At 68.0% G+C, this 24,152-nt stretch carries 26 protein-coding genes; 13 read left to right on the top strand and 13 right to left on the bottom strand.

What is annotated here, in order from left to right; translation table 11 throughout:
- Positions 1–24: 24 nt before the first annotated feature.
- Genes APAU_RS04925 through APAU_RS04910 form a run of 4 tightly spaced genes read right to left on the bottom strand, consistent with a single transcriptional unit; the run spans position 25 to position 3,196 of the window.
- Complete coding sequence (locus tag APAU_RS04925; RefSeq protein ID WP_006300598.1) at positions 25–1,086, bottom strand: glycoside hydrolase family 26 protein; 1,062 nt, start codon at positions 1,084–1,086, stop codon at positions 25–27.
- The gene (locus APAU_RS04920; protein ID WP_006300597.1) at positions 1,079–1,705 is read right to left on the bottom strand and encodes a DedA family protein; all 627 of its coding nucleotides are present in this window, start codon (positions 1,703–1,705) and stop codon (positions 1,079–1,081) included. The genes APAU_RS04925 and APAU_RS04920 overlap by 8 nt, the downstream gene beginning before the upstream one ends.
- A 4-nt stretch (positions 1,706–1,709) precedes the next feature.
- Positions 1,710–2,888 carry an alanine--tRNA ligase-related protein gene (locus APAU_RS14625; RefSeq protein ID WP_006300596.1) on the bottom strand — a complete coding sequence of 393 codons (1,179 nt, stop codon included), beginning with the start codon at positions 2,886–2,888 and terminating at the stop codon, positions 1,710–1,712.
- The gene (locus APAU_RS04910; RefSeq protein ID WP_006300595.1) at positions 2,885–3,196 is read right to left on the bottom strand and encodes an acylphosphatase; all 312 of its coding nucleotides are present in this window, start codon (positions 3,194–3,196) and stop codon (positions 2,885–2,887) included. Before APAU_RS04910 ends, APAU_RS14625 begins: the two co-directional genes overlap by 4 nt.
- A gap of 71 nt (positions 3,197–3,267) precedes the next feature.
- Between APAU_RS04910 and APAU_RS04905 the strand changes: the two genes are divergently transcribed.
- From APAU_RS04905 to APAU_RS04890, 4 genes are all read left to right on the top strand, one after another.
- Positions 3,268–4,395: a DUF362 domain-containing protein gene (locus APAU_RS04905; RefSeq protein ID WP_006300594.1), complete on the top strand. Its 1,128-nt coding sequence runs from the start codon at positions 3,268–3,270 to the stop codon at positions 4,393–4,395.
- 46 nt (positions 4,396–4,441) lie between these two features.
- Entirely contained in the window at positions 4,442–5,092 is a 651-nt protein-coding gene (locus tag APAU_RS04900) for a lactate utilization protein (protein WP_006300593.1), read from the top strand.
- A 1-nt stretch (position 5,093) separates the two neighbouring features.
- Entirely contained in the window at positions 5,094–6,050 is a 957-nt protein-coding gene (locus APAU_RS04895; protein ID WP_006300592.1) for an asparaginase, read from the top strand.
- 78 nt (positions 6,051–6,128) lie between these two features.
- Positions 6,129–6,551: a PPC domain-containing DNA-binding protein gene (locus tag APAU_RS04890; RefSeq protein WP_006300591.1), complete on the top strand. Its 423-nt coding sequence runs from the start codon at positions 6,129–6,131 to the stop codon at positions 6,549–6,551.
- Between the two features lie 72 nt (positions 6,552–6,623).
- Here the strand turns inward: APAU_RS04890 and APAU_RS04885 are convergent, their stop codons facing one another.
- Entirely contained in the window at positions 6,624–7,109 is a 486-nt protein-coding gene (locus APAU_RS04885; RefSeq protein ID WP_006300590.1) for an aminoacyl-tRNA deacylase, read from the bottom strand.
- A gap of 108 nt (positions 7,110–7,217) precedes the next feature.
- Here APAU_RS04885 and APAU_RS04880 point away from each other — a divergent pair, with 108 nt between their 5' ends.
- The 5 genes from APAU_RS04880 to APAU_RS04860 all read left to right on the top strand — a co-directional run bounded on the left by APAU_RS04880 (position 7,218) and on the right by APAU_RS04860 (position 11,155).
- Positions 7,218–8,222 (top strand): triphosphoribosyl-dephospho-CoA synthase, encoded by a 1,005-nt coding sequence (locus APAU_RS04880; RefSeq protein WP_006300589.1) that lies wholly within the window; start codon positions 7,218–7,220, stop codon positions 8,220–8,222.
- Entirely contained in the window at positions 8,219–8,593 is a 375-nt protein-coding gene (locus tag APAU_RS04875) for a helix-turn-helix transcriptional regulator (RefSeq protein ID WP_006300588.1), read from the top strand. Before APAU_RS04880 ends, APAU_RS04875 begins: the two co-directional genes overlap by 4 nt.
- Before the next feature lie 127 nt (positions 8,594–8,720).
- Positions 8,721–9,002 (top strand): ImmA/IrrE family metallo-endopeptidase, encoded by a 282-nt coding sequence (locus tag APAU_RS14045; RefSeq protein WP_006300587.1) that lies wholly within the window; start codon positions 8,721–8,723, stop codon positions 9,000–9,002.
- Positions 9,003–9,021: 19 nt separating this feature from the next.
- On the top strand, positions 9,022–10,170 hold the full coding sequence (locus APAU_RS04865; RefSeq protein ID WP_006300586.1) for an oxidoreductase: 1,149 nt from the start codon (positions 9,022–9,024) through the stop codon (positions 10,168–10,170).
- Positions 10,171–10,288: 118 nt separating this feature from the next.
- Positions 10,289–11,155: a MurR/RpiR family transcriptional regulator gene (locus APAU_RS04860; RefSeq protein WP_006300585.1), complete on the top strand. Its 867-nt coding sequence runs from the start codon at positions 10,289–10,291 to the stop codon at positions 11,153–11,155.
- 92 nt (positions 11,156–11,247) lie between these two features.
- On the opposite strand, the gene APAU_RS04855 is transcribed toward APAU_RS04860, so the two are convergent.
- The 5 genes from APAU_RS04855 to APAU_RS04835 all read right to left on the bottom strand — a co-directional run bounded on the left by APAU_RS04855 (position 11,248) and on the right by APAU_RS04835 (position 16,969).
- On the bottom strand, positions 11,248–12,525 hold the full coding sequence (locus tag APAU_RS04855) for a YiiX/YebB-like N1pC/P60 family cysteine hydrolase (protein WP_006300584.1): 1,278 nt from the start codon (positions 12,523–12,525) through the stop codon (positions 11,248–11,250).
- A gap of 68 nt (positions 12,526–12,593) precedes the next feature.
- Positions 12,594–13,280 carry a metal-dependent hydrolase gene (locus tag APAU_RS04850; RefSeq protein WP_006300583.1) on the bottom strand — a complete coding sequence of 229 codons (687 nt, stop codon included), beginning with the start codon at positions 13,278–13,280 and terminating at the stop codon, positions 12,594–12,596.
- Positions 13,281–13,355: 75 nt separating this feature from the next.
- Positions 13,356–15,158 (bottom strand): aspartate--tRNA ligase, encoded by a 1,803-nt coding sequence (gene aspS, locus APAU_RS04845; RefSeq protein ID WP_006300582.1) that lies wholly within the window; start codon positions 15,156–15,158, stop codon positions 13,356–13,358.
- A gap of 126 nt (positions 15,159–15,284) precedes the next feature.
- Positions 15,285–16,544: a histidine--tRNA ligase gene (gene hisS, locus APAU_RS04840; RefSeq protein ID WP_006300581.1), complete on the bottom strand. Its 1,260-nt coding sequence runs from the start codon at positions 16,542–16,544 to the stop codon at positions 15,285–15,287.
- 164 nt (positions 16,545–16,708) lie between these two features.
- Entirely contained in the window at positions 16,709–16,969 is a 261-nt protein-coding gene (locus APAU_RS04835; RefSeq protein WP_006300580.1) for a stage V sporulation protein S, read from the bottom strand.
- Between the two features lie 254 nt (positions 16,970–17,223).
- Here APAU_RS04835 and APAU_RS04830 point away from each other — a divergent pair, with 254 nt between their 5' ends.
- Positions 17,224–17,820 (top strand): L,D-transpeptidase, encoded by a 597-nt coding sequence (locus tag APAU_RS04830; protein ID WP_006300579.1) that lies wholly within the window; start codon positions 17,224–17,226, stop codon positions 17,818–17,820.
- Positions 17,821–17,901: 81 nt separating this feature from the next.
- Here the strand turns inward: APAU_RS04830 and APAU_RS04825 are convergent, their stop codons facing one another.
- Entirely contained in the window at positions 17,902–18,135 is a 234-nt protein-coding gene (locus tag APAU_RS04825) for a hypothetical protein (RefSeq protein WP_006300578.1), read from the bottom strand.
- Positions 18,136–18,311: 176 nt separating this feature from the next.
- Between APAU_RS04825 and APAU_RS04820 the strand changes: the two genes are divergently transcribed.
- The 3 genes from APAU_RS04820 to APAU_RS04810 all read left to right on the top strand — a co-directional run bounded on the left by APAU_RS04820 (position 18,312) and on the right by APAU_RS04810 (position 21,952).
- A complete protein-coding gene (locus tag APAU_RS04820) occupies positions 18,312–19,490 on the top strand; it encodes a type III PLP-dependent enzyme (protein WP_006300577.1) in 1,179 nt (392 codons plus the stop codon).
- 135 nt (positions 19,491–19,625) lie between these two features.
- Positions 19,626–20,414 carry an amino acid ABC transporter ATP-binding protein gene (locus APAU_RS04815; protein WP_006300576.1) on the top strand — a complete coding sequence of 263 codons (789 nt, stop codon included), beginning with the start codon at positions 19,626–19,628 and terminating at the stop codon, positions 20,412–20,414.
- Positions 20,414–21,952, top strand: a complete 1,539-nt coding sequence (locus tag APAU_RS04810; RefSeq protein WP_006300575.1) for an ABC transporter substrate-binding protein/permease — start codon at positions 20,414–20,416, stop codon at positions 21,950–21,952. Before APAU_RS04815 ends, APAU_RS04810 begins: the two co-directional genes overlap by 1 nt.
- Positions 21,953–22,013: 61 nt before the next feature.
- On the opposite strand, the gene APAU_RS12530 is transcribed toward APAU_RS04810, so the two are convergent.
- Together APAU_RS12530 and APAU_RS04800 are read right to left on the bottom strand one after the other, a co-directional pair.
- The gene (locus APAU_RS12530) at positions 22,014–23,522 is read right to left on the bottom strand and encodes a serine hydrolase (protein WP_006300574.1); all 1,509 of its coding nucleotides are present in this window, start codon (positions 23,520–23,522) and stop codon (positions 22,014–22,016) included.
- 69 nt (positions 23,523–23,591) lie between these two features.
- Complete coding sequence (locus tag APAU_RS04800; RefSeq protein ID WP_006300573.1) at positions 23,592–24,005, bottom strand: thioesterase family protein; 414 nt, start codon at positions 24,003–24,005, stop codon at positions 23,592–23,594.
- Positions 24,006–24,152 lie beyond the last annotated feature (147 nt).

The raw sequence follows: 24,152 nt of genomic DNA, 5'->3' as shown, positions 1-24,152 counted from the left end.
CCGCAGGACGCGGGGCCCCTTCGTTTAGTCCCTCCTCGGGCCGAACCGGGCCGGACTGCCGAAGGCCCGGGAAGCCGCCCCCTCCCGGTAGGCTCGAACTCCTTCGGGACTCTCCTCCAGGGCCAGCCCCGAGGGGGTTCCGTCGGGGCGACGGGCCTTGTCCCACCAGGCCACCGCCCGAAGACGAGGGTGCTCCCCGGAGGTGAAGGCCTCGAAGGCATTTCGGATCCACCCTCCCTTGTCCACCCCCGGACCCGCGGCGATCCCCCACTCCAACACCGCCAGGGGGCGCCGGGACGACAGGGCCTCCAGCCGGGGCAGGGCCCCCGCCAGCAGGTCCCCCATCTCCCGCACCGGTCCGGAGCGCAGCCACCCGTAGAGGCTCACGCCGATCCAGTCGGCGAACCCGTCCCCGGGGTAGTAACCCTGCGTCCCGTTCCAGGGCAGGTCCGGCCCGGGACGCTCCGCAGCGTGGAAGACCCACGTGACGTCCACCGCCCCTTCCTCCCGGAAGAGACGCACCACCCTCCGGAAGGCGTCCCGGAAGCGCTCCGGTCCGTCGGGCAGGTCGGGGCTGCCGTAGCCGTCCCTGCGGCTTCCCCCGTTGAAGCGGCCGGACCAGGGGAACCAGCCCCCGTCCGCCTCGGGGCCGAAGCACAGCATCACGGGAAACCCCAGGCCCCGTACCTGCCGGGCCGCCGCCCGAAGGGGTCGGTCGTAGCGCCCCGCCAGGAGGGCTTTCAGGGTGACCCGGGGCTCCGGACGATTCTGCTCCCCCGTGGACCAGGGGAGGATCCCCACCAGAGGCACCACCCCTTCCCGGTGGAGGACCCGACAGGCCTCCGCGGGGAAGGGAAACCTCCCATCCCAGTGCCAGCTCAGGTAGCTCCACACCAGGGGGCGCCCCGTGAGGGCCACGAAGTCCCGGACCCCCTTTGAGGTGACCGTCTCGTCCCGGAGGCCGCAGTCCGGGTGTCCTGATAGGTAGAGCCCCTCCTGCGGAGGCAGGAGCACTTCCCCCCGGGCTGGAGCGACAAGCAGGACCGCCGCCCCCAGGGCCAGGAGGACCGCCCGAAGCCTAGGCACCCCCGGGCGCCGTCCCGCGCCTGCGCCGCTGCCACCAGACGTAGGCCCCCACCAGGAGGACGCACCCTCCCACCAGGAGGAAGGTGATCCGGTGAAGGGCCTGGTGCACCAGTTCCTGGTTGTTGCCGATCCAGTACCCCACCAGGGCCAGCACCACCACCCAGATTCCCGACCCCAGGGCGGTGAAGAAGCAGAAGGAGCCCAGGGGCATCCGGGCGATCCCCGCGGGAAGGGACACGTACTGACGGATCACCGGAAGCAGACGCCCCGTGAAGGTGCTGATGTGGCCGTGCCGGGCGAAGAAACGGTCCGCCTTGTCCAGGGACGAGGGACTCACCAGGAAGTACTTCCCGTATCGCTCGAAGAAGGGACGCCCCCAATGCACGGCGATCCAGTAGTTGAACAGGGCCCCCAGGAGGCTGCCCAGGATGCCCGAGGCGATGACCGCCCACAGGTTCATCTCCCCGACGCTGGCCAGGTATCCCGCCGGGGGCACCACCACCTCGCTGGGAAAGGGAAAGAACGACGATTCCAGGAACATCAGGGCCACCACGCCGGGATACCCCATGTGGCCGATGGTGGCCACGATCCAGCCGATCAGATCCTGCAGCAGAGACATGCCCTCAGAGAACCTCCTTCAACGCTTTCGCCCACTTCTCCGGGTCCCGCTCCTGGGTCACCCCGGAGATCCAGTCCGGGGAGCCGCCCCCCCGGGCCGCCAGCTCCGGGTGCCCCTTGAGCCAGCCCTTCAGGTCCCCCGTCAGCCCCGCCCCCCGACAGACCAGGAAGGGGCTCCGCTCCCCCTCGTCGGGAAGCAGGGCCAGCACCAGCCGCTTCGGATCCTCCTGGATCGTCTCCTTGCAGGGTCCCGTGATCAGGTCCAGGGGCAGGCCCGGGAGCACCAGCCGGAGGAAGGATGCCTCCCCCCGGGGTTCCTCCCGGAAGGGCAGAGCCAGGAAGGGGCGCAGCCGGTCCAGGAGTCGCCGGGCTTCGGAGCGCTCCTCCTGAAGCCTTCCGTAGACCTTCTCCAGCTCCTCCGGAGGACTTCCCACCTGGCGGACCAGGCGGCGCAGGGGTCGGCTCCAGGCTTCCAACAGTTCGTCCCGGTGCACCGTGTAACGCACCTCCCACTGGGGGGCGGTCCCCTTGAAACCCGTGATCAGGACCCCGCCGATCTGCCCGGTGCGCTCCACGTGGGAACCGCAGCAGGCTACCTTGTCGTAGTCCCCCAGGCTCACCACCCGCAGGGACTCCGGGGCCTCTTTTCCCCCCTCCAGACGATCCCAGTTGGCCTTCAGGTCCGGGTCCACCCGGGCCTCCTCCCGGGAGAACACCCGGGTGGTCACGGGCAGGTCCGCCCGGATCACCCCGTTCGCCTCCGCCTCAGCGGCGAAGAGGACCTCCCAGGTCAGCTCCCCCTCCCAGCGGAGGGTGATGAGGCTCTCCTTCGTGTCCACGTTCACCTTGAAGACCCGAAGTCCCGGCACGTTCTTCTCCAGGGCCCGGGAAAGGGCGTGCTCCCCGGAATGCATCCGGGCCAGGAGGTGGTGGCGCTCCTCGTCCACCCGGGCCTCCACCTCCGCCCCCGGGACGGGGGTCCCCTCCAGGACCTCCCCCAGGAGGACGGGGGCTCCCTCCTCCATCCGGCAATCCAGGATCCGACACCGAAGCCCCGGAGCCTCCACCCAGCCGCTGTCCCCGGGCTGGCCGCCCCCTGCGGGGTGGAAGGGGTTTTCCCCCAGGACCAGTTTCACCCGGTTGCCCTTCCCCGCCTCCACGCCTTCAAGCCTCTGGGTGCTCATCCGTCTTCCTCCTCCACCGAGGGGAGGATGCAAAACCCCGAGGGAACGGGGTGCTCCTCCCACGTCTTCACACAACCCACCCGAGCCCAGGGAGGCCCCTGGGCCAACCAGCGGGCGAAGGCACCCACCGCCTCCGGGGCTCCCTGGACCAGGACCTCCACCCGATCCCCCCGGTTGCGGATCCATCCGTCCAGCCCCAGCCCCCGGGCCATCTCCGCCCCGGCCCGACGAAACCCCACTCCCTGCACTCGCCCCTCCACCAGAAACCGGCGGCAGAGGAGCTGCGGCTCCGGTCTTTTCCTGTCCATGCCTGTCCTCCTCGGGTACCAAGAGCTAGGATAGGGCATCTTTCCATTTCCTCCAAAGGGGTGGTGTTCCCATGTCCCGGGTCTTCTTCACGAACCTGCGTACCCGTCCCAACCAGGGACTCCTGCAGAAGCTGGAGGCCCTGGTCCTGGCGGCGGGGCTCGACGACCTACCTCTGAAGGGCAGCCTGGTGGCCCTGAAGGTCCATTTCGGGGAACCGGGAAACCTGGCCTTCCTGAGGCCCAATTATGTGGCCGCCGTGGCCCGCCTCGTCAAGGAAAGGGGGGGCCTCCCCTTCGCTACCGACGCCAACACCCTCTACCGGGGGCGGCGTTCCCAGGCGGCGGACCACCTGGCCGCGGCGGCGGAGAACGGCTTCTCCCTCCTCCCCCTGGGATGCCCGGTGGTGATCGCCGACGGTCTGCGGGGACAGGACTACCGGGAAATTCCCGTACCCGGCGGGGTCCACTGCCGGAGCGCCCGGATCGCCTCCGCCGTGGCGGAGGCGGACGTGCTGATCTCCCTGAGCCACGTGAAGGGACACGAACAGACGGGCTTCGGCGGAGCCCTGAAGAACCTGGGCATGGGATGCGGCTCCCGGGAGGGGAAGCTCTTCATGCACTCCGACTCCAAACCCGTCATCCGGGACAAGCACTGCGTGGGGTGCGGGGCCTGCGTGGCCCACTGCGCTCACGGGGCGGTGACCCTGGGGCCCGATCGGATCGCCCGGATCGACGAGGAGCGGTGCGTGGGGTGCGGGCAGTGCATCGTCTCCTGCGCCTTCGGCGCCGCCCAGGTGGTGTGGGAACACAGCGGCGCCGCCCTGGGAGAACGCATCGCCGAGTACGCCGTAGCTGCGGTCTCCGGCAAACCGCACCTGCATGCGGCCTTCCTCCTGGACATCTCCCCCAACTGCGACTGCTGGCCCTTCAACGACGCCCCGGTGACCCCGAACCTGGGGATGATGGCCTCCCGGGACCCCGTGGCCCTGGACCAGGCCTGCATGGAGCGCATCGCCCAGGCCCCCTGTCTGGCGGACTCCGCCGTGGGATCCCTTCCCGGAGAGGGACGGGGGATGGATCCTTTCCACCTGGTGCACCCGGAGGTGGACTGGCGACCCTGCCTGGCTCACGCCGAGCGACTGGGCCTGGGGTCCCGAATGCACGAGACCGTCGTCCTGGACGGCCCGGCGAAGGTATAATGCGGGCGAGTTCGAGAACCCCCTTCCCAAGGGGAAAGGAGACGACATGAACCCCTTCGAGGCACCCCGCACCGCCTCGCGCCTGACGTTGGCCGAGACGACCCGCAAACACCTCCAGGCCAAGGGCTACACCGCCTGGGTGGCCCCCGGCCACGACGAGGCCCGCAGGGTCGTCCTGGACCTGATCCCCCCGGGGTCCACCGTGGGCATCCCCGGAACCGTCACCATCCGGGAGCTGGACCTCCCGCGGCTCCTGGAGGAACGGGGCTGCAAGGTGACCCACCACTGGACTCCGAACCTTTCCCCGGAGGAGCGAAGGGCAAGGCTCCAGGAAGAACTGAGCGCGGAGGTCTTCCTCACCGGCACCAACGCCCTGACCCGGGACGGGATGCTGGTGAACATCGACGGCACGGGAAACCGGGTGGCGGGGATCTCCTTCTCCCCCGGCAAACTGGTGGTGGTGGCCTCGGTGGACAAGATCTGCCCGAACCTGGAGTCCGCCCTGCGACGGGCCCGGGACGCCGCCTCCCCCCCCAACGCGGCGAGGTTGGGCATCGACGTGCCCTGCATCGCCACGGGGCACTGCGTGGACTGCAACTCTCCCCACCGCATCTGCCGGGTGGTCTCCATCCTGGAACGGGCCCCCCTGGGCCGGGAGGCCCACGTGGTGCTGGTGGACTCCCCCTTGGGATACTGACGTGGAACCCACGGGCAAGATCGCCCTGGTCATCGCCGGCAGCACCCTGGGACAGTTCGAGGCGTCTCCGCAGGAGGCGATTCGGGCGCTCCTCCCGGAGGCGCTGGCTCCCCTTTGCGACGTGGTGGAATGGAGCCGCCAGCCCAGCAGCCACTACACCATCCGCCTCACCACGGACCTGCTGGAGATGCTCCGCTCCCTGGTCCGGGACGGCTACGGGGGCATCGTGGTGGCCAGCGGCACCGACGTGATGGAGGAGATGGCCTACCTGACGGACCTCCTCTGGCCCTACCCCCAGCCGGTGGTGTTCACCGGCGCCAGCTCCCCGGCGAGACGGAGCAGCAACGAGGGGATCGTGAACCTCCAGCAGTCCCTTATCGCTGCGGCGTCCCGCCCCGCCTGGGGGTTGGGGGTGCTGGTGTGCTCGCGAGGAGAGCTCTTCGCCGCCTCGGAGGTGGCCAAGGTCTACAGCCACCGGGGACAGGACTTCATGGCTCCCGGCACGGGGCCGGTGGGAGAGGTGGTGCTGGAGGACCTCTACATCGGGCGGACCCCCCGGCGTCCCGCCGCCCTGAGCGACCTGGTGATCCCGGCCAAGGACGTGGAACTCCTCTGGGCCAGCCTGGGGGGTGGGGAACTGATCCTGGCCTCCCTGGCCCGGACGGAGGGGCTCAACGGCCTGGTACTGGGAGGCTTCGGCACGGGAAACGTCCCGCCGCCCTGGATCCCCCACCTCAAGACCCTGATCCGCCGCCACGTATCCGTGGTGGTGGCCTCCCGCTGCCAGATGGGACGGGTCCTCCCCCTCTACGACTTCGAAGCCTCCGCCAAGAGGCTCTTCGAGATGGGGGTCCTGGACGGAGGGAACCTGCGCCCCCTCCAGGCCCGGCTTCGCCTGGCCGTGGGGCTGGGGGCGGGGATGGATCCCCGGGAGCTTCAATCCTATCTGCAGGGATAGGTGTGAACCGATTGCCCGTTTACTTTCCTAACGTGGTACACTTTGGGTGGAACCCATCACGATCAGGGAGGTGGCGCCATGCGGTACAGCCTGACGGATGAACTGTTCGCCCTGCGTCTGACGGAGGGGGAGGAGCTCCACGCCTCCATCGCCAAGGCCTGTCAGGAATACCACTGCGATTCCGCGGTGGTCCTGGGGGGACTCGGAATGGTGCGGAATGTGACCTTCGGGTGGTTCACGGGCACCGAATACCTGACGGAGGTCCACGACGAGATCTTCGAGCTGTCCGCCCTGAGCGGAGACGTGAGCTACAAGGACGACACCCTCTACCCCCATCTCCACATGGTGGTGAACCGCCGGGACCACTCCGTCCTGGGGGGACACTGTCTCCGGGCGGTGGTGGACCACAACATGGAGGTGTTCCTCAAGCCGGTGCACTCCATCCAGTTCCGACGGGAGTTCGACGGCTGGTTCGCCGCCCTGGCTCCGGCGAAGCGCTGAGCCCCGCTGATCCCACCCCCTCGGGGGACCGATGAGAAAGGGGGAGGCCTTCAGGCCTCCCCCTCTTGCTGTCTATGCCTTCCGGACGTCCGCCCTCGCCCCTCCCGTGTACTCCCGGAGGGTCTCCGGGGCCACGGGGAAGAAGGTGTGGTCGTCCCCCGCCGCCGCCCAGACCACGGGGTAGGCGAACAGGTCCTGGTCCAGGAGGGTGGGGGGCTGCTCCTCGTAACCCAGGGGAGGCACCCCTCCGGGACGAAAGCCCGTGAGGGCCACCACCGTCTCCGGGTCCGCCAGGGTCACCGTGCGCGCCCCCAGGAGAGCCTTGGCCTTCTTGAGGTCCACCCGGTTCGGTCCCGACAGGAGGACCAGGGCCAGGGGCCCCCGGTCCACCCGGACCAGCAGGCTCTTGAGGATGTGTTCCGCCGGGGCTCCCACGGAACGGGAAGCGTCCTCCACCGTAAAGATCGTGTCCTCCGTTCGGTGCAGGGGACCCTCGTAGCCCAACTGCCTCAGCCGCGCCTCCACCCGCCCCACCGGACCCGCCGGATGCTCTTCCATGACCTTTCTGCCTCCTCTGGTCGTGTCTGTCCCTCCTCGGATCCCTTGCATCCCCCCCTCCGGTCCGCTATGGTCGGGGGGCTGTTCGGATCACCGGGAGGTTGTTTCATGAACGCTTCACCCCATGGCGGGATGACCGCTCCTCAAAACCGGACTATGACCCCCGATCCGCGGAGCGTCAAGACCGGCGTGACCCTGGAGACCCTCCTGGGTGCCCTGGCCTCGGAAGCCACCGCGGCGGAAATCCTGGTCTCCCCGAAGCCGGGGCTCGTGGACCCTCGGGACTCGGGGTGCCACAAGGACATGGACTGGACCACCTTCCTGCTGAGCGCCGCCGCCCTGGCCCCCCACTGGGGACCCCAGGCCCGCCCGGGTCTGGAGGGGGACCCCCCTTCCTCGGCCTTCCCTCTCCTGCGAGAGAGGGGGCGCCTCATGGAGCGGGACATGTTCGCCGCCACGGGAGGGGTGAACACCCACAAAGGACTGATCTTCGCCCTGTCCCTGTGGCTCTACGCCGCGGGGCACACCCTCCGCCGGGGACAGCTCGGGACGCCGGAAACCCTGGGGGCCCTGGCGGGGTCCCCCGTGGCGGGCTGCGTGGAGCGGGAACTGCACCCTCTGCGGGAGACCCTGCCCCCTCGGCCCCTCACCCACGGGGAACGGCTCTTCCTGGAACATGGGGTCACGGGCATCCGGGGGGAAGCGGAGCGGGGCTTTCCCGGCGTCGTCCACCGGGGCCTTCCGGCCCTTCGGGAGGCCCGAAGCGCGGGGGCCTCCCGCAACGATGCGGCCCTGGCGGCCCTTCTGGCCCTCATGTCCTCCTGCGAGGACAGCAACGTGATCCACCGGGGAGGGTATCCCTTCTGGGTGGGTCCCTACCTCCAGGAGGTGGCGCGAGCCCGGGAGGCCTTCGACCCCCCTCGAGGCAACCACGAAGCCCTCCTCCCCCTGGACCGCCTCCTGCGCGCCCATCGGGTCAGCCCGGGGGGCGCGGCGGATCTTTTGGCCTGCACCCTCTTCGTGGATCCCCTCCTCTCCCCCTTGGCAGCAAACCCTTTTCGTTGTATCTTCAAAGGCAACATTCTCACCGAGAAGGGGGGCTGTTCCCCATGAGTCTGGGAAGGCGCATCAAATCCCTGCGGCGGGCCCTGGACCTGACCCAACAGAATTTGGCGGACAAGGTCGAGGTGAGCCGCATCTACATCCAAGCCCTGGAGAGCAACCGCAGGCTGCCCTCCATGAAGCTCCTGAACCGCCTGGCCCCTGCCCTGGGAGTGGAGGTGGCGGACCTGGTGCAGGACCTTTCCTCCGAGCGTCCCGGGAGGATGCAGCTGGAGGAGGTCCTGGCCTCGGGTGAGTTGGAGGTCTGGTATCGCAGCCACAAGCTCAGCGGGCAGGAGCTTCGGAGGGTGCATCGGATCATCGAGGCGGCCCTGGAAGAATGGGACGAGGAGGCGGAGGGCGACGCCCCGAACCACCCCTGAGGTCCCCCCCTTCGACTTTCCCACCCCCCCGGAGGTCCTGCCGGACTGGGCTCTCCGGGAGGCGCAGCCCTGGAGCGCCCTGGACACCTTCGCCATCCTCGCCCTTGCGGAGGAGCGGTGCGGGAAGGTGCTGGACCTGCGGCACGAAGACCTCCCCATGGACCTATGGGGACTCCATCTGGTCCGGGGAAACCGGGGGCGCATCCTGATCAACTGCCACCTCCCCCCCCTGTGGCGACGCTTCACCCTGTTTCACGAACTCTTCCACCTCCTCTACCACCGCAAGGGAGAGCGTTTCTGGAGCCGTACCTTCCAGCCCCTGAGCCGCTTCGAACACGAGGCGGACTGCTTCGCCTGGGCCGCCATCTGGCCCGAGTGGTCCGGGGGCGATTACGCCCAATGGGACTGACCCGCTGAAAGGAGACTTCATGAACCTGCCGATCCACGATCTGTTCCGCCCCGCCGTCCTGGGCACCTTGGAGGTGCCCAATCGCTTCGTCGCCTCCGCGGTCCACCTGGGAGGGGCCTCCGCTAAAGGAACCCTCCCTCCCCTTTTGGCCGCCCGGTGGGAAGCCCTGGCCGCCGGAGGAGCAGGGACGGTGATCCCCGGGGCGGCCTTCGTGGAACCCCGGGGGCGCTTTTTTCCTGGACAGTGGAACCTGGGGGAGGATGCCCGGGAGGGGGACGTTCAAGACCTCTCTCGACGGATCCACCGCCAGGGAGCCCGCCTGGTGGTGCAGCTGGCCCACGGGGGGTTCCTGGGGCATCCGGAACTGCGGGATGGAAGGACCTGGGGCCCCTCGGAGGGGACGGCCCCGACCTCCCCCCTTCCCGTCCAGGCCCTGGAGGAACGGGACCTGGAGGACATCCTGGACACCTTCGCCGCCTCCGCCCTCCGTGCCCTTCGGGGAGGCGCCGACGGGGTCCAGATCCACGCCGCCCACGGGACCCTGCCCATGCAGTTTCTGTCCCCCCGGCACAACCGACGCTCCGACCGCTTCGGAGGTTCCCCCGAGAACCGGCGGCTCTTCCTGCAGTCCCTGGTTCGCCGGGTTCGCGAGGCCCTGGGCCCCACCCTTCCGCTCTGGGTGAAGCTGAGCTTCCGGGAGGAAGTCCCGGGAGGGTACGACGAGCCCGAGGGGATCGCCGCAGCCCTCTGTTGCCTCGACGCGGGGGCGGACGCCCTGGAACTCTCCTCCGGCTCCCACTACTCCCTTCCGCCTCTTCGGCCCACCCGGGTGGGGATCGCCGCGGGGTCCTCCGAGGCTCCCTTTGCCCCCTTCGCCCGGGAACTGCGCCGTCTGCGCCCCCACGCACCCCTGATCCTCACGGGGGGGCTTCGGAGCCTGGAGGTCATGGCCTCCCTGCTGCAGGAGGGGGTCTGCGACGCCTTCGGGCTGGGCCGTCCCCTGTTGGCCGAACCGGACCTGGTAAACCGCTGGAGGGAGGACGACGCGCGCCCCGCAGCCTGCATTTCCTGCAACGCCTGTCTGAAGGGCTCGGACGAAGAACTGCGGGACTGCCCCGTCATGAGGGACAAGACGGAGGTCTTCTGGGGGGCTCAAGACCTGGACTGAAACCATCGGATAAACTTTTTTATCTTTTCTCTCAATCAAGTTGACACATCTCCACCGTCCGGGTTAGACTCCGATGCGAGCGAAAACTTCTGTTCATGGACGGAAAAGGGGTGACAGGATGGACAGTGCCCAGCTGCAGGCGCTGATGATGGGAAAGATCGGCGACATGCCGAACAAGGCCCGTCGAGTGGCGGAATACCTGCTTGCCAACATGAGGGAGGCGGCCTTCCGGTCCATCGGCGAGGTGGCGGACGAGCTGCGGGTCTCCAAGGCCCAGTTGGTCCGCGTGGCCCGGATGCTGGGCTTCTCGGGCTATTCGGAGCTGAAGGACTGCCTCCAGAAGGCCATCCTGGAGCAGGTGAACCCTGCGGCCATGCTCGCCAAGGCGGTGAATTCCCAGGAGGACCTTCCGGAGACCATCCACAGGATGGAGCACGCCAACCTGGACGATACGTGGACCCAGCTCTCTCCCCAGAACCTGACAGCCTTCTGCGACCTGGTGGAAAACGCCCGGAACCTCTACTGCCTGGGGTGGGGCATCTCCTCCCTGGTGGCGGAATCCTTCCAGGCACGGCTCCGGGTCATGGGGCTCAACGCCTTCCTCCTCAAGAGGGGCACCTTGACCCTTCAGGAGCAGGTGCGGTCCGCGGGGGAACAGGACGTGCTCCTGGTGTGCGAACTCCCCAGCTACGTGGTGGAGGTCACGGAGTCCGTGGAGGCGGCTCACCGGCAGGGGACCCGGGTCATCTCCATCACCGACAGTCCCGCCGCACCGGTCTGCCGGTTCGCGGACCTCTCCCTCTTCGTCTCCGCCGCGTCCCCCACCTTCGGGAGCAGCATCATCGGCCCCCTGTTCCTCATGCACGTGCTGACCTCCGTCCTGGCGGTCCAGCTGGGGGACCGATCCAAGACCGCCCTGGAGGAACAGGCCCGGTTCCTCCACGACGAGCGGATCTTCCACCCCGTATTCGGCCTCCGCTACTGAGGCCCCAAGAACCCGACGAAACGAGGGAGGCCCGGGGAACCATCTGCCCGGGCCTCCCTGCTTTTGTCTTCCCTTTGCGCTCGGCCCTTCCCCTAGGGAAAGGTGGACACCTCCACCAGGAGGGGGCTTCGGCTCAGGGCGTAGGGCAGCAGCACCCGCCCCCGGATGATGGGGTTGCGCAAGGAAATCCACCGGTCCCCCGCCAGGTCCACCCCCGCAGCCCCGAAGGCCCGCCAGATGGCCTCGGTACAGTAGAGTCGGTCCCCCTCGGCCGCGTCGTACCGGTCGTCAAAGGGGACTCCCCTTCGGGCGTAGGCCTCCATCCGCCGGCTGGCCTCCTCCGCCGCCCCGGGGTTGTCCGCCAGTCGGCAAACTCGGGCGAAGTCCACCCCTTCGAAGGCGAAGAACTCCTCCAAGGACTGGATCGCCATCCGCCCCAACTCGGGGGAGGCATGCACCACCCGGGGCACCCCGTCGAGAACCCGCACCACTCCCACGTGAGAGGCCCCGGGGGGGCTCTTCTCCGCCAGGCGCACCAGCTTGGTCCGCCACGCCTTGCCGTTGACGAACAGCAGGTCTCCGTCGCGAAGGCGTTCCCGAAAAACCGCCCCGATCTCGGGACGCCGCGGCACCGGGGAGGGAGATCGTTCGTACCGGTAGACCCGCCCTTCCGCCCGTCCGGGAAGGGTTCGGGTGGAGAGGGCCAGCTTCTCCCCGTCCACGCACAGATCCGTCAGGGCTGCGGGGAACCCGAAATCCCCCAGGTCCGCGAAGGGCTGCACCCGCAGGAACTCCTCCCGGAAGGCATCGGTCCGGTCCTGCCCGTTCAGGGTGATGCGGGACTCCTCCAGCCAGAGCTCCCGTCCCCCTCGGAGAGCCGGCCTCGCCACCACCTCCGCCACGCTGGGAAAGGGCAAGGGATGGGGTGTGAAGCGGACCCGCAGGGAGACTTTCCCGGGAAGCAGGTCCGGGAGAAGACGGTAGTTCTCGCAGGGGTACGGGGTCAGGGCCTCTCTCAGATCCTTCTCCAGGAGGACCACTTCCATCCGGGTGCAGAGGGCCCCCCGGACGTCGAGGAAGCGCCGCCCCCCCTTCCCCCAGGCGGAAGGGGGGGACAGTTCCAGGAAGAAGGCCTCCAGCGCCACTTTCTCCACCCGGAATCCCGTGAAGGTCCCTCCGGTCAAGACACAGGAGAGGTGGCGCACCCTCCCCTTCTCGTCGGGCGGATCGTCCAGGCACAGTTCCAGGGACTCCGGGTCCGTCAGGGACACCAGGTGGGCCAAAAGCCGATCCCCGTTGTCCCGGGCCCCGGCGGGCAGGGCGAACAGGAGGACGAGCAGAGCCGACCACAGGACCCTTCTCCCCCTCATGGAACACCCCCCCTTCGTCCTCCCTTGGGGAGCCCCGGCGTCGTCCCGTCGGCGGTCCATCCGGGAAATCAGGGCAGGTCCAGGGCCTCCCCGGGCTTCAGGATCCGCACCTCCGCGTCGTTCCCCACCAGGGCGCGGAAGGCCTCCGGATCCGCCTGGATGGGCGGGAAGGTGTCGTAGTGCATGGGCACCACCATCCGGGGCCGGATCAGGCGCACCGCCCGGGCGGCGTCCTCCCCGTCCATGACGTAGTACCCTCCGATGGGCAGGAGGGCCAGGTCCACCTTCTCCTCCCCCAGGAGCTGCATCTCCACGGTGAGCCCCGTGTCCCCGGCGTGGTAGATCCGGGCGCCCTCCACCTCCAGGAGAAAGCCGCAGGCCACCCCTCCGTAGACCCGCTCGTTCCCCCGGCTGAACCCCGATCCGTGCCAGGCGGGGACCATCTTCACCCAGCCGAAGGGCATCTTCGTGCGCCCGGCGAAGTACATCCCCCGGGTCGAGACCCCCTCCCGCTCCAGGAGCTGGGCCAGATCGAAGTTGCACACCACCGTGGCCCCCGTCCGCTTCGCCAGGGCCACCCCATCCCCCACGTGGTCCCCGTGGCCGTGGGTCAGGAAGATCCAGTCCAGCTCCCGAAAGGAATCCGCCGAGGCGGACGCCACGGGGTTCCCGGTGAGGAACGGATCGATGAGCCCCCGAAACCCCGGGGCCTCCAAGGAGAACGCCGCGTGTCCCAGAAAACGAACCTGCACCATGCTGATCCCTCCCGTCAGGTAACAGTCGGGGTCGGAGGAGAAGGACTCTCCCCCGGCCCCGGTCCGGCTTTCGATCTAGTCGTCCTGCGAGACGTCCTGAACGGTGCTGGCCACCTGAAGCTCCGCCAGCTGGGCCTCGTCCACCACCCCGGGGGCCCCGGAGAGAAGGCACTGGGCCCGCTGGGTCTTGGGGAAGGCCATCACTTCCCGGATGGACTTGGCGCCGCAGAGGAGCATGGCCAGTCGGTCGAAGCCCAGGGCCAGCCCGCCGTGGGGCGGGGTCCCGTAGGAGAGGGCCTCCAGGAGGAAGCCGAAGCGCTCCCGGGCCGCCTCGGGGGTGAAGGCCAGGGCCTGGAAGACCCGCTCCTGCATCTGGGGGTTGTGGATCCGGATGGAGCCGCCTCCCACCTCGTTGCCGTTGAGCACCAGGTCGTAGGCCCGGGAACGCACCGCCCCCGGGTCCGTATCCAGGAGGGGCAGATCCTCGTCCTTGGGGGCGGTGAAGGGGTGGTGCACCGCCGTGTAGCGTCCCTGCTCCTCGTCCCACTCCAGCAGGGGGAAGTCCACCACCCAGAGGAACCGCCAGCCCTCCTCCACCAGGTTTCGGGCCCGGGCCAGCTCCAGGCGGAGCTGCCCCAGCACCTCGCAGACCCGCTTCCACTCCTTGTCCGCCACCACCAGCAGGGCGTCCCCGTCGGCCAGGTCGCCCCGTTCCGCCAGGCGGCCCCGGGTCGCCTCGTCCAGAGCCTTCACGAAGGGCCCCTTGAGTTCCCCGTTCTTGCGCTGGATGCAGGCCAATCCCCCCGCCCCCAGCTCCACCGCCCGGGCCTCCAGGTCCGCCACTTCCTTGCGGGACAGGGAAGCCCCTCCGGGGAGGGGAAGGCCGCGCACGGCGCCCCCTGCGGCCACCGTCGACTCCAGGGGCCCGCCGGGGGCACCCAGCAGATCCCCCAGGTCCACCAGGGCGGTGGGGATCCGCAGGTCCGGCTTGTCGCTGCCGTAGCGGTCCATGGCCTCCTTCCAGGTCATGCGGGGGAAGGGGGTGGGGATCTCCAGGTCCAGAACCTCCCGGAAGAGCCCCGCCATGTAGCCCTCCAGAAGCTCGTAGAGGTCCTCCTCGGTGACGAAACTCATCTCCAGGTCCACCTGGGAGAACTCGGGCTGCCGGTCCGCCCGAAGGTCCTCGTCCCGGAAGCACTTCACGATCTGGAAGTACCGGTCGCACCCGGAGACCATGAGGATCTGCTTGAAGATCTGGGGCGACTGGGGCAGGGCGAAGAACCGCCCCGGGTTCACCCGGCTGGGCACCAGAAAGTCCCGGGCCCCCTCGGGGGTGGATTTGGTGAGCATGGGGGTCTCCACCTCCATGAAGCCCCGCTCCCCCAGGTAGTTCCGGGTGTAGGCCCCCACGGCGTGGCGCACCCGCAGGTTCTGCTGCATCCTCTCCCGCCGCAGGTCCAGGAAGCGGTAGCGAAGCCGGAGGTTCTCGTCCACCTTCTCCGCCTCCCCGATCTCGAAGGGAAGGGGCTTGGAGGGGGACAGGAGGAGGAAATCCTCCACCAGCACCTCCACCTCCCCCGTGGGCATGCCGGGGTTCTCCGTGCCCTCGGGACGCACCGAGACCCGTCCTTTCACCGCCAGGACGTACTCGCTGCGGAGGTCCTTGGCCCGCTCGTGCACCTCCGGGGCCCGCTCCGGGTTCAGCACCACCTGGGTGGTGCCCGTGTGGTCCCACAGCTCCAGGAAGATGATGCCCCCCAGGTCCCGGCGCCGGCGAAGCCACCCGTTGAGCACCACGCTCCGTCCCTGGTCCCCCAGCCTCAGGTCGCCGCACCGGTCGGTGCGTTTCCACGTCTTGTCGTACACCTGCCCGCTCATGCCTCGTCCTCCCTGTCCCGGTCCCGGCGGCGCACCGCTCGGGGCCGGCTCCTCATTCCTTCGCCTTCCGCCGGGGCGCCCCAGGGGGCTCCTCCGAAGGGAAAGCCGTTGGTCGCCCTTCCCGGTTCAGGAACGTCCGAAGCGGGACTTCAGGTCCTCCCGGGACAGGTCCTCCTGCTCCCCCGTGCCCAGGTCCTTGCAGGCCACCACACCCCGAGCCAGTTCCTTGCCTCCCAGGATGCAGGCATACCGCGCCCCGGACTGCCCCGCCGCCTTCATCTGGCCCTTGAAGCTCCGGGCGGCGTAGTCCATGTCCACCGCGGCACCGGCAGCGCGGAGCTGGTGGGCCAACCGGGACGCCTCCCCCCGAGCCTCGTCCTCCGCCGCCACCACGAAGGCGTCCAGCCTAGGGGCCTCCCCGAAGGAACGGCCCTGGCTCTCCATGGTGAGGACGATGCGCTCGATCCCCGAAGCGAAGCCCACCCCGGGGACGTGGGGACCCCCGATGGCCTCCGCCAGGTTGTCGTAGCGCCCCCCGCCACACACCGCGTTCTGGGCCCCCAGATCTCCGGAGAGGATCTCGTAGGCCGTCTTGGTGTAGTAGTCCAGGCCGCGGACCAGACGCTTGTCCCGCTGCACCGCCGCACCCAGGCGATCCAGACCCGCCAGCAGGGCGGCGAAGTGCTCCCGACATTCCGGGCAGAGGGACCCCTCGATCTCCGGGGCGTCCTCCGTCTGGGCCTTGCACTCCGGGTTCTTGCAGTCCAGGATGCGCAAGGGGTTGCGGTCGTACCGGCTCCGGCAGCTCTCGCACAGATGGGGCAGTCGAGGTTCCAGGTAGCCCCGCAGGGCCTGGCGGTATACGGGCCTGCAGGCCGGACACCCCACGGAGTTGACCACCACCTCCAGATTCGCCAGTCCGAGGCGGCGGTACAGCTCCAGGGAGAATCCGATCACCTCCACGTCCACCAGGGGATCGGCGGCCCCCAGGGCCTCCACGTCCACCTGCCAGAACTGGCGATACCGCCCCTTCTGGGGGCGCTCGTAGCGGAACATGGGGCCGGCGCTCCAGAGCTTGGCGGGTTGAGACTGGTTGCGCAGGTCGTGCTCCAGGTAGCTGCGCACCATGGAGGCGGTGAGTTCCGGACGAAGGGTGATGCTGCGTCCTCCTCGGTCCTCGAAGGTGTACATCTCCTTCTCCACCACGTCGGTGGTGTCCCCGATGCCCCGACAGAACAGCTCCGTGTGTTCGAACACGGGCAGGTGGACCTCCCGATAGCCGAAGCAGTCCGCCACGTCCCGGCAGACCTTCAGGACGTAGGCCCACTTCCAGGACTCGTCGCCGAGGATGTCCCGGGTCCCCCGGGGCGCCTTGATGCTTTCCATAGGATGATTCCCTCCCGGAGAGAATGGAATGGCACGCCAGCGGCGAACCCATCGGGTCCGTCGCATGGCACGCATCTTACCTAATGGAACCCTGAGGACGCAAGAAAAGACGGCCCGGACGGGACGTCCGGACCGTCGGGGGAAAGCACGGGGAGGGAGAGGGGTCAGCGAGGCTCCAGGAGAAACCGGATGGCCGTGCGCTCCTCCTGGTCGATCTCGATGCGGGCGAAGGCGGGGATGCAGATCAGGTCGATCCCGTTGGGGGCCACGTAGCCCCGGGCGATGGCGATGGACTTCACCGCCTGGTTCACCGCCCCGGCCCCCACGGCCTGCACCTCCACGGAGCCCGACTCCCGGAGCACCGCAGCGATGGCTCCCGCAACGGATTTTGGCTGGGAATTGCCCGAGACCTTGAGAATTTCCATGGAGCTTCCCTCCTCAGGTGTGGCGAGATCGCGGCAAGCGGGTCGTCGATGGGTCCGGAAGAAGTCCGTATGGCCGCCCATTCTTTTATAACCACGGGATCACCGTTTTGACAAGGATGCGCAAAAAAGAAAGAGCAGTTTCCTGTGTCAGCGGGGTAAGGGCAGACAATCCAAGGTTAAAAACCCCATAGCCGTCCTCTAGCGTTTTGTCCTCATGCTATACTGTGCCCATCATCCTCGGAGGTGACGATCCCTTGTCCCTGTCCCGTTTTGCCCTGCTTCTCCTGGTCCTGGGAGTCCTCCTGCCTCTGGGAACGGCCCAGGCCGCCCCCTTCGTTCCCGGTCCGGAGGAGTACTGGATCAAGGTCGACAAATCCCGGCTTCGCCTCTACCTCTTCCAGGGGAAGGACACCCTGGTGAAGTCCTACCCCGTGGCAGTCGGCAGGGGGGTAGGAGACGTGAAGAAGGACCGCCTCGACCTCATCACCCCGGAAGGGGTCTTCAAGGTGCGGAGGGTCCTTCAGGATGCGTCCCAGCTGGTGTACGACCCGGCCTGGTTCGACGAACCTGGGGAACCCCAGAAAGGGGTCTACGGGAGCAAGCTGATCTCCTTCTACAACCCCTGGCAGATCGCCATCCACGGCACCAACAGCCCCCGGTCCGTGGGACGCCGGGCCACCCACGGGTGCATCCGCATGAAGAACCGGGACATCAACACCCTGGTGGCCTACGTGAAACCGGGCATGAAGATCTGGATCGTGGGCAAGGACGGAAAAGCTCCTCCGGGAGGGAAAACCGCCCCTCCGGGAACACCGAACCTGGAGCCGGGCGTGGAGCGGGACACCCTCTAGCGGATCCTTCAGGACAACGGTCAGACACAGGAAGGGGGAGGGCCGACGGCCCTCCCCCTTCCTGTGCTCCTGCCTCTTGAGTCACGACTCCTCCAGTCCCAGCTCCTCACGGGTCTTTCGGATGTCCTCCTCCGTGTCCCGAAGCCATCGTTGCCGCGTCTCGGGGTCGAGGGTCGCCGCCTTGGGATCCTTCAGGAGAAAGTCCCGTTTCTTCTCCTGGATCCGCAGCCAGTCCTCCCGCTTCCTTCTGTATTCCGCACCATAGCGGAGGTTCGACAGATCCTCGTCCTCTTCCCTGACGAAAGCCCGACTCACCGCTGATTCCCTCCTCCAGGGGCCTTGCGCCCCGATATTCCGGGCATCGTACCCCATCCTCCCTCTTTCGTCACGCAAACGTCATCCCGGAAGGATTGCCCCCCCCGGGGGAAACGCTTAAACTTCTTCGCGGACCCGCCCCAGGCGGGCGCATCCGGAAGGGAGGAGAGACCGAGTTGAAAACACCGATCTACGCCTTCGACCTCGATCGCTATTACGACACCAGGCGTTTCGAGGCCCTCAAGGCCTTTGCGGCGACGAAGCAGACGCCCTTTCTGCTGATCGATCTGGGGCGAATCGCCGAACGCTACGATGAACTCGTCAGGGAGATGAGCTTCGCCCGACCCTTTTACGCGGTGAAGGCGAACCCCCACGAGTCCATCCTGAAGCTGCTCGCCGCAAGAGGCAGTTCCTTCGACGTCGCATCGGTCTACGAGTTGGACCAGATGCTGGCCTTGGGCGTGGAACCGGAACGGATCAGCTACGGCAACACCATCAAGAAAGCCCGAGACATCGCCTACGCCTACCACAAGGGCATTCGTCTCTTTGCCACGGACTCCGAATCGGACCTGCGCAAGATCGCCGAAAACGCTCCGGGATCCAAGGTCTTCTACCGCATCCTTTCGGACTGCAGCGGCGCGGACTGGCCCCTTTCCCGCAAGTTCGGCACCCATCCCGATTCCATCTATCGGCTCATCGGCCTGTCCACCCGGCTGCCCGTGCAGCCCTACGGGGTCTCCTTCCACGTGGGCTCCCAGCAGAGGGACATCGGCCAGTGGGGCTACCTCATCTCTACCTGCCGCTACCTATTCGACTCCGCCCGGGAGTTCAACGTGGAGCTGAAGATGATCAACCTGGGAGGCGGCCTCCCGGCGCAGTACTTCGACCCCACCCCCCCCATCGCCCTGTACGCCTCGGAGATCCGGCGCTTCCTGGAGGAGGACTTCGGCAAGGACCTCCCGGAGATCTTCATCGAGCCCGGTCGCGGCATGGTGGGAGATGCGGGGATCCTGGTGACGGAGGTGGTGCTCATCTCCAAGAAATCCCAGGTGAACCCCTACAGCTGGGTCTATCTGGACACGGGGAAGTTCGGCGGCCTCATCGAGACCCTGGACGAGGCCATCAAGTACCCCGTCTACGTGGACAAGAAAGGCCCCAGCCAGAAGGTCATCCTGGCGGGCCCCACCTGCGACAGCGTGGACGTGCTGTACGAGCAGTTCAAGTACGAGCTGCCCGTCACCCTGGCGGAGGGGGACCGGGTCTACTTCCTCTCCACGGGGGCGTACACCGCCAGCTACTGTTCCGTCAACTTCAACGGGTTTCCCCCGCTGACCACCCACATCTTCGAAGACTAGGGACGTGGACGCCTCGCTCGCATTTCGGCGCGGAGGTCCTCGGGACGTCTCCCCCCTTCCCAGGGCGGGGGGCGTCCTTGTGCTGCCCGCCCCCTGGGGACGCGGCAGGGCCCGGATCCGTAGAGGGGGATGGACATGAACCGGACGGCGGAACCCCTGGTGGTGGTGGACCACCTCTGCAAGAGCTTCGAGGACGGAGAGGTCCTGAACAACGTGAGCCTCACCATCCGGGAGGGAGACCTGGTCTCCGTCATCGGCCCCTCGGGATGCGGCAAATCCACCTTCCTGCGCTGCCTCAACTGCCTGGAGATCATGGACTCCGGCAGCCTCACGGTGTGCGGCCTCACCCTGACCCGGACAGGCCAGGAGAAGGGCTACGACCGCCGGACCCTGGACACGGCCCACGAGATCCGCAAGGAGGTGGGCATGGTGTTCCAGTCCTTCACCCTGTTCCCCCACAAGACGGTGCTGGAGAACGTGATGCTCGCCCCCCGGGTGGTGAAGGGGGAACCCCCGGAGCAGGCGGAGGACAACGCGGTACGGCTCCTCAAGAAGGTGGGGCTGGGAGACTTCATCCGCCGTTACCCCTCCACCCTCTCGGGCGGCCAGACCCAGAGGGCCGCCATCGCCCGGGCCCTGGCCATGAACCCCCGGGTGATGCTCTACGACGAACCCACCTCCGCCCTGGACCCGGAGCTGGTGGGGGAAGTCCTCCAGGTCATGAGGGACCTGGATGGGGAGGGGATGACCCAGATCATCGTGACCCACGAAATGCGCTTCGCCCGGGACGCTTCGGACTACATCGTCTTCATGGACCGGGGGGAGATCGTGGAGCTGGACGACGGGGACGTGCTGTTCACCTCCCCGAAGAACGATCGCACCCGGGAGTTTCTGCGACACCTGGTGGGAACGGGGGTGGCGTGATGGGCCGTCGCCTGCTCTGGGGCGCCCTGTTTCTGCTCCTCCTGGCCCTCCCCGCAGGGGGAGAGGAAAAGGTCCTCCGCTGGGCGGGGGACTCGGAGGGCGGGGTGCCCTTCATGTTCAACGACCCCAAGGACGTGAAGCGCCTCATCGGCTTCGAGGTGGACATCGTGGAGGCGGTGGCCAAGATCCTGGGCCGTCGGCCCGTGTTCGTGAACAACAGCTGGGACAACCTGATCCCGGGGCTGGAGCGCAAGCTCTACGACGTGGCCATCAACGGCCTGGAGGTGACCCCGGAGCACGAGCAGGAGGTGGCCTTCTCCATCCCCTACTACCACACCTTCCTCCAGATCGCCGTGCGCCGGGACAACCAGGACATCCAGAAGCTGGAGGACCTGCGGGGCAAGGTGGCGGGGACCCTGAAGCAGTCCTACTCCTACTTCGTGCTGAAGGACCTGGGGAAGGTGGACATCCGCACCTACATCGTGGAAGCCAACGCCTACGAGGACCTGGCCAACGGACGGCTGGACGGAACCCTCTTCGACGCCCCCATCGCCCTGTACTCCGCGGGCTTCAACCCGGAGGTGAAGTTCGTGGGGCCCCCGGTGGGGGAGATCCGCTACGCCATGGCCCTGCGCAAGGAGGACAAGGCCCTCCTGGGGGAGGTCAACGCCGCCCTGGTACAGCTTCGGGACTCCGGAGAGCTGCGGCGGATCTACGACAAGTGGAACCTCTGGAACCCCCTCATGGCCAAGGAGTGGAACGATTTCTCTCCCCGGAAGGTGGCCACCTCCGCCTACGACGACTGGGCGGAGGCCCATCGGCCCCACCTGACCCTGCAGAAACGCCTGGAGCGCTACGCGGGCTTCCTGCCCATCTTCGGCGAGGCGGCGGTGGTGACCCTGAAGGTCTCCGTCACCGCCATGCTGCTGGCCATGGCCCTGGGCTTCCTCCTGGCGGTGATCCGGGTCTTCGGCCCCAAGTGGGCATCCGCCCTGGCGGTGGCCTACATCGAGGCCATCCGGGGCACCCCGGTGCTCATCCAGCTCTTCTTCATCTTCTACGGCCTGCCCAACGTGGGCATCAAGCTCTCCCCCTTCCTGGCGGGGGCGCTGGGGCTGGGGCTGAACTACGCGGCCTACGAGGCGGAGAACTACCGGGCGGGACTCCTTGCGGTGCCCCGGGGACAGATGGAGGCGGCCCTGGGCCTCTCCATGACCCGCTGGCAGGCCCTGCGCCACGTGGTGATCCCCCAGGCCTTCCGGGTGGTGATCCCCCCGGTGACCAACGATTTCATCTCCCTGCTGAAGGACTCCTCCCTGGTGTCCATCATCACCATGGTGGACCTCACCAAGGCCTACGGGCAGATCGCCGCCACCTATTACGACTACTTCGGCACGGGCATCATGGTGGCGGCCATCTACCTGCTCCTGGGGCTGCCCTTCGTGCGCCTCTCCCGCTGGGCGGAACGGCGCTTCTCCGTGCAGGACCGGGAGAAGCAGCGGCACCACGAGAACCTCATGCGCGGGGGATGGCGTTAGCTCCCGGATCGGCACACAAGACGAAAGAGGCCCCCGCCTTCGGAAGGGCGGGGGCCTCTTTCTATCTCTGCGGCGTCCCCTGGCGGGAAGGGGGGACCACCCGCTCGAAGCGTCCCATCCCCGTGTCGTCCAGGGCTTCCAGGTACAGGGCGGAAAGCCCCTCCTCCCCGAAGAGGAACTGGGCCGCCCCCAAGGGTTCGGTGCCCCCCATCTCCAGGGCGAAGGTGTCCCCTCCTGCGGGGTGGAAGGCCAAGGGGGTGCGCCGGGGTCCCCAGATCCCCCGGAGGCTCCCGTCCCGATGGGTCACCACGATCCGGCCGTAGACGGGATTCTCGAAGGTCCCCTGGTAGGCCGAAAGGGGGCGGCCCGGCCGCGCGGAGGGAACCGGAGCCTCCCGAGGCTTCTCCTCCAGGGCCTTGCGCGCCTCCCCGAACCAGTCGCGATCCGGATTGCCGAACCACAGGTCCGCGAACCGCCGCCCCAGGGCCTCGGGGAAGTCCGTGCCCTCCAGGTTGGTGAGCACCACCAGCCCCAACCCCGCCTCCGGAACCAGCTGCACCAGGGTGTGACACCCCGAGGTCCCCCCGTTGTGCCACACCAGGGGATAGGGCTTCGCCTCGGTTTTCACCCACCCCAGGCAATAGAAGACGCTGCCGTCCCCCGCCACGGTCTGGGGACGGTGGAGGGCCGCCAGGGTCTCGGGCTTCAGGAGGGAACGGTCCCCCGCCTTGCCCGAGAGCTGAAAGACCGTCCACTTCGCCATGTCCCGCACCGAGGCGTTGAGACCCCCTGCGGGGCCGTAGAGGTACGCCCAGTCCAGGAAGGGCCAGTCCTCGGGGATCGTCTCCAGTCGCCCGTTCCGCAGACGGTGGAGGCCCACCCGGTTCTCCGTCTCCAGGAATCCCTTCCGGTCCAGGGTGCTGTCCCCCATCCCCAGGGGTTCCAGAAGACGCCGCTTCATACCCTCCTCCCAGCTTTCCCCCGCCACGGCCTCGTAGAGCGCCGCCGCCACGAGCCACAGGTGGTTCACGTAGGCGAAGGTGCTGCGGAAGCTGGTGACGGGGCGATAGAACTCCAGGGCTCGGATCATGGCGGCCCGGTCAAAGCCCAACAGGGACAGGAGATCCCCGGAGTAGGCGGGCAGGCCGCTGTGCTGGGCCATGAGATCTCGGACCTGGAACTCCCGGGTCACCCAGGGGTCGTACATCCGAAAGGCCGGAAGGTGGTCCGTCACCCGATCCTCCCAACCCAGGGCGCCCTTCTCCACCAGCAGGGCCACCAGGGCGCTGGTGAAGGCCTTGGTGGTGGAACCCACCTGAAAGACCGTCTCGGGGGTCACGGGCTCCGCTCCTCCCCGGCGGCGCACCCCGTACCCCTTGGCGAACAGGATCTTTCCGTCCTGCACCACCGCCACCGCCATCCCGGGGATGCGGAAGGCCTTTCTCTGGGCCTCCATCTCCCCCTCCAGCCGACCCAGGACCCGGTCCATCGACGCGACAGGGTCTTGCGCTCCCCACGCCGCCGCAACTGTCCAGAGCAACCCCGCCAGGGCCCAAACCAGGCGTCTCAAGCCTCTCCCCCCTTCCGAAAGGAAACGGGCCGCCCGCAGGCGGCCCGGATTCCCTCACCCCTCGGTCCCTCAGAGGACCTCCTTCGTCCGCTTCTCCGCCCTCTCCGCAAGGAGAGCCGCGCTCACCACCGCCCGCTCGTGGTTTCCCGTGGCGATGGTGCCGTGACGATCGCTCACCCGGAGGGAGAAGCCCAGGCGGTTTCCCTCCACCCGGTCCAGGGAGAGATGGAAGATCACCTCGTTGCCCAGAAGGGCGGGGGCCTGCTGGAGGATCTCCGAACGAACCCCCACGGAGATGACCCCCTCGGGCAACCCGGGGTCCACCATCTCCACCGCCAGCCGCACCATGGTCTCCAGGCACGCGGAGGTGGAAAGGAACTCGTCCAGGGCCACGGACTTGTTCCCCACCGTGTCCTCCACCCCCACCTGGTGGACCAGACGCTTGATGGTTCCCAGCTTGAAGCGCTTCTGCAGGTCCAACATGATGGTTCCTCCTTCCCGTTCGGCCTCGTTTCTTTCGGATTCATTCTCCCCTTGATCACTTTAGCACACTCCTCCTCCGGGAGCACCCCCCTTCGCCCACCCCTCCCCGGATACGATGGGAAGGCAGGTTCGCCCGGTCCATGAACG

This window comes from Aminomonas paucivorans DSM 12260 (genome assembly GCF_000165795.1).
GTDB classification, from domain to species: domain Bacteria; phylum Synergistota; class Synergistia; order Synergistales; family Synergistaceae; genus Aminomonas; species Aminomonas paucivorans.
This window is presented reverse-complemented; position numbering and strand designations above follow the sequence as displayed.

Coding starts and splice junctions, on each gene's coding strand:
- APAU_RS04920 (WP_006300597.1), bottom strand. CDS start 1,705: ATGTCTCTGCTGCAGGATCTGATCGGCTGGATCGTGGCCACCATCGGC.
- APAU_RS14625 (WP_006300596.1), bottom strand. CDS start 2,888: ATGAGCACCCAGAGGCTTGAAGGCGTGGAGGCGGGGAAGGGCAACCGG.
- APAU_RS04910 (WP_006300595.1), bottom strand. CDS start 3,196: ATGGACAGGAAAAGACCGGAGCCGCAGCTCCTCTGCCGCCGGTTTCTG.
- APAU_RS04905 (WP_006300594.1), top strand. CDS start 3,268: ATGTCCCGGGTCTTCTTCACGAACCTGCGTACCCGTCCCAACCAGGGA.
- APAU_RS04900 (WP_006300593.1), top strand. CDS start 4,442: ATGAACCCCTTCGAGGCACCCCGCACCGCCTCGCGCCTGACGTTGGCC.
- APAU_RS04890 (WP_006300591.1), top strand. CDS start 6,129: ATGCGGTACAGCCTGACGGATGAACTGTTCGCCCTGCGTCTGACGGAG.
- APAU_RS04885 (WP_006300590.1), bottom strand. CDS start 7,109: ATGGAAGAGCATCCGGCGGGTCCGGTGGGGCGGGTGGAGGCGCGGCTG.
- APAU_RS04880 (WP_006300589.1), top strand. CDS start 7,218: ATGAACGCTTCACCCCATGGCGGGATGACCGCTCCTCAAAACCGGACT.
- APAU_RS04875 (WP_006300588.1), top strand. CDS start 8,219: ATGAGTCTGGGAAGGCGCATCAAATCCCTGCGGCGGGCCCTGGACCTG.
- APAU_RS04865 (WP_006300586.1), top strand. CDS start 9,022: ATGAACCTGCCGATCCACGATCTGTTCCGCCCCGCCGTCCTGGGCACC.
- APAU_RS04860 (WP_006300585.1), top strand. CDS start 10,289: ATGGACAGTGCCCAGCTGCAGGCGCTGATGATGGGAAAGATCGGCGAC.
- APAU_RS04855 (WP_006300584.1), bottom strand. CDS start 12,525: ATGAGGGGGAGAAGGGTCCTGTGGTCGGCTCTGCTCGTCCTCCTGTTC.
- APAU_RS04850 (WP_006300583.1), bottom strand. CDS start 13,280: ATGGTGCAGGTTCGTTTTCTGGGACACGCGGCGTTCTCCTTGGAGGCC.
- aspS (WP_006300582.1), bottom strand. CDS start 15,158: ATGAGCGGGCAGGTGTACGACAAGACGTGGAAACGCACCGACCGGTGC.
- hisS (WP_006300581.1), bottom strand. CDS start 16,544: ATGGAAAGCATCAAGGCGCCCCGGGGGACCCGGGACATCCTCGGCGAC.
- APAU_RS04835 (WP_006300580.1), bottom strand. CDS start 16,969: ATGGAAATTCTCAAGGTCTCGGGCAATTCCCAGCCAAAATCCGTTGCG.
- APAU_RS04815 (WP_006300576.1), top strand. CDS start 19,626: ATGAACCGGACGGCGGAACCCCTGGTGGTGGTGGACCACCTCTGCAAG.
- APAU_RS04810 (WP_006300575.1), top strand. CDS start 20,414: ATGGGCCGTCGCCTGCTCTGGGGCGCCCTGTTTCTGCTCCTCCTGGCC.
- APAU_RS04800 (WP_006300573.1), bottom strand. CDS start 24,005: ATGTTGGACCTGCAGAAGCGCTTCAAGCTGGGAACCATCAAGCGTCTG.